Annotated in this window: 6 protein-coding genes; 2 read left to right on the top strand and 4 right to left on the bottom strand. The window is 38.4% G+C overall.

Features of this window, described 5'->3' with window-relative positions:
- Positions 1 to 3 precede the first annotated feature (3 nt).
- Positions 4 to 699, bottom strand: a complete 696-nt coding sequence (locus CK510_RS23990) for a hypothetical protein (protein ID WP_095724069.1) — start codon at positions 697 to 699, stop codon at positions 4 to 6.
- Positions 700 to 814: 115 nt separating this feature from the next.
- A complete protein-coding gene (lysS, locus tag CK510_RS23985) occupies positions 815 to 2,338 on the bottom strand; it encodes a lysine--tRNA ligase (protein WP_095724068.1) in 1,524 nt (507 codons plus the stop codon).
- Between the two features lie 1,068 nt (positions 2,339 to 3,406).
- Here lysS and CK510_RS23980 point away from each other — a divergent pair.
- Both CK510_RS23980 and CK510_RS23975 read left to right on the top strand, forming a co-directional pair.
- A complete protein-coding gene (locus CK510_RS23980; RefSeq protein ID WP_095724067.1) occupies positions 3,407 to 4,492 on the top strand; it encodes a WD40 repeat domain-containing protein in 1,086 nt (361 codons plus the stop codon).
- A gap of 84 nt (positions 4,493 to 4,576) precedes the next feature.
- The gene (locus CK510_RS23975) at positions 4,577 to 5,293 is read left to right on the top strand and encodes a Uma2 family endonuclease (protein ID WP_095724066.1); all 717 of its coding nucleotides are present in this window, start codon (positions 4,577 to 4,579) and stop codon (positions 5,291 to 5,293) included.
- Here the strand turns inward: CK510_RS23975 and CK510_RS23970 are convergent.
- Together CK510_RS23970 and CK510_RS23965 are read right to left on the bottom strand one after the other, a co-directional pair.
- A complete protein-coding gene (locus tag CK510_RS23970; RefSeq protein ID WP_095724065.1) occupies positions 5,288 to 5,677 on the bottom strand; it encodes a hypothetical protein in 390 nt (129 codons plus the stop codon). The two genes, CK510_RS23975 and CK510_RS23970, sit on opposite strands and share 6 nt — an antisense overlap.
- Positions 5,678 to 5,959: 282 nt before the next feature.
- Positions 5,960 to 6,406, bottom strand: coding sequence for a hypothetical protein (locus CK510_RS23965; RefSeq protein WP_095724064.1), 447 nt, complete (start codon positions 6,404 to 6,406; stop codon positions 5,960 to 5,962).
- Positions 6,407 to 6,591 lie beyond the last annotated feature (185 nt).

Raw genomic sequence — 6,591 nt, 5'->3', positions numbered from 1 at the left:
AATTTAAACATTGAACTTTAAATAAATACCGACGTGAAGATTATCGCTATTATGAAGTGAAATATTGACTATCCGATTCACAAAATCATCCACATTTGGATTGTAACTTAAGAATAATCCTCGTTCCACCCCCCAAAACCGTAAACTAGCCTGCCAATCATCTAACTTTTGCTGAGAATATTCATCCGCAAGGCTAGTAAATTGAACACATAGAGGTTTCTCTTGTCTGTTGCAAACAATTATATCAGTTGCCATCGATAGGTCTGCGATATAGCGTTGAACAATACTACCATTTTGCCTGTTAATACTGTTAGCAATAGATTTGATTAAATTGTTATCTTGATGACAGAATTCTCCAGCCATAAGTTTTTGTTTCCAAATGTAAAATTTGGGGTCATATTCGCTTAACCATTTGGGAAATAAATCACTGTACCAATATCTAACAGTTGGGTTTAATGCATTAATTGCATCTTGTTGTTCGTCTTTTGACGCTAAAGCTTGAAATTTGAGCCAAGCATCTGCATCTAAAATTATTTGTAATAAAAATAAACTTAGTAAAGGCTTTGCAGTTAGGGAACCTGGTTTGACATTTTTTACCCAACGATTGATTTCCTCCAGTCTTCTCGCTAACTTTGGTTCAATGATAGATGCTTCCTCAACAAGAGACTGAAGCCTTTGTTTTATTTCTTGTGCCTGCAAAATTAATTTTCCTCAGGGAAGTTGCTTCTCTTGAGGATTTTATCTGGAAACGGGGTTTAAGAGTCAGTTGTCAGAAGTCAGGATTTATTCTGCCTCCTAACTTCTGCTTTCTTGTTTATGCTTCCTGTTCAGCTTTTTCGTCAGATTTTTCGGGTTTGAGTAGTGGGAATGCGATCGCATCACGAATACTGGCACAATCGCACAGTAACATGACCAATCTGTCAATCCCAATACCCAATCCACCTGTTGGTGGCATCCCATATTCTAAAGCAGTTAAGAAATCCTCATCGACTCCTTGGGCTTCCAAATCACCCGCAGCTTTGCGTTCAGCTTGCGCTTCCAGACGCTGACGTTGGTCAATTGGATCGGTTAACTCAGAGAAACTATTAGCTGTCTCCCTGCCAACCATAAACAACTCAAAACGTTCCACCAATCCCGGTTTATCACGATGGGGTTTTGCCAAAGGTGAATTTTCCACAGGGTAATCAATTACAAATGTCGGTTGAATCAAAGTTGTTTCCACTTTCTCTTCAAAAGCCAAAACCAACAATTTCCCAATATTTGTACATTCATCAATACCAGGAATACCCACATTTTTACAGGCAGATTTAGCCTCATCCACAGAACTAAATGCAGCAAAATCTAAGCCAGTAGCTTCCTTAACTAAATCATGCATTGTCACCCTTCGCCAAGGTGGTGTTAAATTTACCTCTTCACCTTGGTAAGTAATTTGCAATGTACCAATAACATCATTGGCAACGGTGGTAATAATTCCCTCCGTTAAATCCATCATGTCATGGTAATCAGCATATGCTTGATAAACCTCAATCGATGTAAACTCAGGATTGTGGCGAGTCGAAATCCCCTCATTCCGGAAAATTCGCCCCATTTCAAATACCTTCTCAAACCCACCCACAATCAGCCGCTTCAAGTGTAATTCTGTCGCAATACGCAAATACAATTGAATATCTAACGTATTGTGATAAGTGATAAATGGACGCGCATCAGCACCACCAGCTTCCGACTGCAATACAGGTGTTTCAATCTCCAGAAAATCACGTTCCTCTAAGTAACGCCGAATACCTGCCGTAATTTGGGCACGACGGCGAAACGTTTGCCTGACCTCCGGATTAACAATTAAATCTAAGTACCTCTGACGATAGCGTTTTGCTACATCAGTCAAACCATGCCACTTATCAGGCAATGGTAAAAGAGATTTGGTAAGAATAGAAAATTGTTTGACAAAAACAGATAATTCGCCCTTTTGAGTTCGTTTAATAGTACCTTTTACACCGATAATGTCGCCGACATCAACGAGTTTTTCAATTGTTTTAAAGGCATTTTCTAGTGTACCCAACATGCCTTCTTCTATAGCTTGTTTTTCGATATAAAGCTGAATTTTGCCAGTTTCGTCTTCCAAGGTACAAAATGCCAGTTTACCCATAAACCTTCTTGCCATCACTCGTCCAGCAACAGCAACAGGAAAATCAACTTCCTCACCACTACCTAAGTCTACAAACTTTTCCTGTAATTGTGCGGTGTGATGGGTAGATTCCCAGTGGTAAGCGTAGGGATTTATCCCTAATTGTCTAAATTGTTCTGCTTTCTCTAGCCTCGTGGCACGGATATCGTCCGACATGGTTTTAATGAACTTTCGTTAGGGCAAAAATTAATTATAGAGGGAAGTGGGGGATGGGGAGTTAGGAATAGGAGGGAGAAAATGGGTTGGCTTTACGTGAGAAATATTGTGTAGGTTGTATACCTTGTCTTTTTTGTGCCCCTTTCCCTTTTCTAAAAAACAGTATTCTGGCAAATTTTGACTACTACTTTTTGGTGTACCAGCTTTCAATTATTAAAAATAACCCTGTTAGGGGCTACATTATTACTTTAAAATCCTTTACAATCGGCAATATATCTAATTAATTTTCTTCCGTATAACTACTAGTGACAGCATTACGTTTTGCAAGCTAGAAATTAGGGGAAATGAGTGCGTAAGTGTTTCTTTTGTTCATGCTTTTTCCTGGAAAATATTTAGGTTAGGCTAGAACCATCTCTCAAAATAAAGATAATTACTGAAATGTAATGAGTATTAATAGTACTAATTACTTGATGTAGTATAGCATTTTTGATTGGAAAACCGTATCAAGGCTGACAGTATAGGGTCAGGAAGTATGAAAAGTTAGTAAAGGGAGGCTGTTGATTGTTAGTTCCTTGGTGTTGGTGGTTAATTTTGACTTTTTGGTATTTTTACTAACACTTAACTGGTGACTAGTAATTGCCAATAGTTAACAAGAATGGATTTTAATCATTAACATTTTATTAATTTATCTTTATTTTTCCGCCTGAAACTTGACAATAAAGTTAGATGGCTGTGAGATAAAGGTTAAGGAAAACAATTTTCGTTCTAAATTTTTAACTTTTGTGACTGCCGCCTGACTTGAAAAAGTTAGGAAGTCGAGAATACAAAAGCTTTAAATGAGTAAATCCTCTTATTAAATTTCTATACTAAGGTATTACAAGTTTCTACTGAGGCTATTCAGCCAGAGTAGAATGTAATGCGCTTTCGGCATTAAACTCCGCTCATTACATAATTATTCTCTGCGTCTGTCTATAGGAATAGGTGTTTTGGCACTCCCTGTTCCTTCGGGGGCAGTGATTTGTGACTGACTGTTTAAAAAATTGTAATCTGATGTATTTCTAAGGGACTATGTTTTTACCATCACGTATATCAAATTTAACTTCCGCTTCACCTGCAAGCGTTGCAAAAGTTACTGGTGATTATCGGGTTTCCCTAACGGAAATGTCCGGTAAGAATGCATTGTTGAACCCATCTGTACAGCAGTATTTTGACTATGCATCTGCTCTGAAATTAGTTAATATTCCCGTTAGCTCGCCAATTAAAAAGACTGAATTTGCCAACCCAGAAATTTGGGAATGTGTCCATACTCTGACTAGAAATTCGCAAGCAGTAGCATTTAGTCCAGATGGAAAAATGCTTGCGACTGGTAGTACATTTATTAAACTTTTTGATTTAGAAACAGGGTTACTAATTCGTACTCTCAAACGCGATTCTGGTATTTTGAAAACACTTGCCTTTAGTCCAGATGGCAAAACACTGATTAGTAGTGGTTTGAGTCAGCGAATCGAACTGTGGAATGTATTTACTGGTAAGCTAATTAGCGAATTTATTACCCATGCATACGCAGTTAATGCCTTGGCTTTTGGGAAAGATGGTAAAAACTTTGTCAGTTGCGATCGCGGTAAAACAGTTCAATTTTGGAATGCTGATGATACGCACGCGACTGCAACTTTTGTCCAGCATCACGACTGGGTAAATAGTTTGGCTATCAGTCCAAATGGTGCAATTGTAGCTAGTGGTAGCTACGACGAAACCATTAAACTTTGGAACCTGCACACAAAGTCTCAAATTGCCACCATTAATGCCCATTCTCCGGTGTTTTCTGTGGCATTTAGCCCAGACGAGAAACTATTTATTTGTGGTTGTGCTGACGGTAAAATAAAACTGTGGAATTGGCAAACCGCAGAATTTATGGGGGTAATAGTTGGTCATACAGACGAAGTGAATTCTGTCGCAGTGAATCGTGAAGGTACAATTATTGCTAGTGGTAGTGCCGACAAAACAGTTAGACTCTGGAACTCTCAAACCGGGGAAGAAATTGCTACCCTAACTGGACACATATCAAGCGTTAAATATCTCACATTTAGTCCTGATGGAAATACCCTTGCAAGTGCAAGTGCAGAGGGTAATGTGAAAGTTTGGCGACGTGGATAAAAACCCTATCTTTTCATGCTAATACAATGTTTAGGGTGTAATATATTATTGCACCCTTAATTTTTGATATTAAGGTTTTTAACTATGGTTGCACCTCTAGAAACTCAAAATCAGCCAGAGGTTATCTACCCCGAAAGTGATGGTAAACCGATGGCTGACAATACCAAGCAGTTTGAGTTGATTGTCCTGATTAAAAAAAACTTAGACTTATTGTTTATTAATAATCCCAATATATTTGTTGCGGGTGACTTGCTGTGGTATCCTATTAAAGGTAAGCCAAACATAGTCACAGCACCAGATGTGATGGTAGCTTTCGACAGACCAAAAGGGGACAGGGGTTCATACCTACAATGGAAAGAAGATAATATTCCCCCACAAATCGTATTTGAGATTCTTTCACCGAGTAATTCTAAAGTCGAGATGGATAAAAAATTACTCTTTTACGATCGCCACGGTGTCGAAGAGTATTATTTGTACGACCCAGAAAAAAATGAACTCAGTGGTTGGCTGCGGCAAGAAGGGTATTTGGAAACAATTGACCCAATTTTAGGTTGGACAAGTCCAAAATTAGGTATTAAATTTGACTTGTTATCAACAGGATTAGAATTATATCGTCCCGATGATGAACGATTTTTGAGTTACACCGAAATTGCCCAAAAAGCCGAACTTGCTCAACAACAAGCCGAACAAGAAAAACAAGAAAAAGAGCAAGCATTACAGCAACTAGAGGAAGAACGCTTGCTGCGCGATCGCATGGCTGAAAAACTAAGAACTATGGGCATCAATACTCTTGAATTATAAGCGTGATGTGAGAGCTTCCATTTTCAAATCGTATAATTCAACAATTGTTTTCACTAAATCGCTTGTTTCCTCTGTCAATTTCAGTTTATCAATAGCTTGATTTAAACTATTTCCCCCAAGTACAAGTTTCATGAGTTTCCGGTGTTGCGACTCATCTAAGACTTTGCCAATTTCGCGATTACGTCCTTGATTTACCGCTTGTATCATTTGACGTTGACGTGGAGTTAGCTCGATTATCTTGGTGTTGTTTTTGTCAAGATTTATGTTAATTGTTACGCTTGTTGGCAATTGGGCTGGTAGTGCATTGACAAAACTGGGCGAGATAAACATGGTTGTAACAATCAATACTACTAAGAATAGGCGCTTTGCTAAGTAACTAATCATACTCTCAGATTCCCACGATAAGGTTACATAAAAATAAATTACCAGGGAATGGGGAATAGGGACTATTAGTTCGCTACACAAATTATTATGGATAAACCACATGGTCAGGGGAATAAAATATGGAAATATGGTCAGGGCAAACAGCCGTTTGCCCCTACTAATTCCCAATCATCATATTTTAAGGAACATGCATTAAATAAAGTGCAAAGGTAGGGTGTGTTAGCGGAGCGTAACGCACCATTCCAAGTTCAATCAAAATTGCATGTTATTAAATTTGCGTTCCTAAGCGGGTTCCATTGGTAGGGAATGGCGATATAAAATACCTTTGATTTTTAATTCACTCAATTCTAGAACCGCTTGAATTGTATCCCACTGTTCCCGTTGTAAATCCAAAGCTTCGATTGAGTTTTCGAGACTTTGCCCAGAACGAAGCAAATGTTTGAGTTGACGACGTTGGGATTTGTTGAGGATTTGAATTAATTCGTGGTTGCGTCGTTGCCTTACTGCTTGGAGTTCTTGATGTTCCTGGGGAGTTATTTTTTCTTCTGTGAATGTGGTGTGGTTTTCCTGGGAAATTGCAATTATTGCTGTTGGGTTAGTACTTAACTTTAGAGGAACAGCGATCGCACTATTTGGAATCACCAAAGTAGCGAAAAAAATAGCGATACTCCAAAAGAGTCGCTTTGCGATCGCAATTCTTACCAGGGATTTTTTGAAGTTAACAGCCATATCTAAATTATTCCTACAAGCAAAGAAGTCGAGAGTAGAAGGATGGTAGAGACAACTCGGTGATTTGTCTTAGATGAAGATTTTCCCTTCCCTCTTTGATTTCGAGTACTAGGATAGTCATTTTAGTCGCTTCAATAATGTCTTCCTTATGACTTACCTCAGGAATTGATAATTAAATAAAATAT

Origin of the sequence: Brunnivagina elsteri CCALA 953 (assembly GCF_002289455.1) — a bacterium.
In the GTDB taxonomy this organism is placed as follows: Bacteria; Cyanobacteriota; Cyanobacteriia; order Cyanobacteriales; family Nostocaceae; genus Brunnivagina; species Brunnivagina elsteri.
This window is presented reverse-complemented; position numbering and strand designations above follow the sequence as displayed.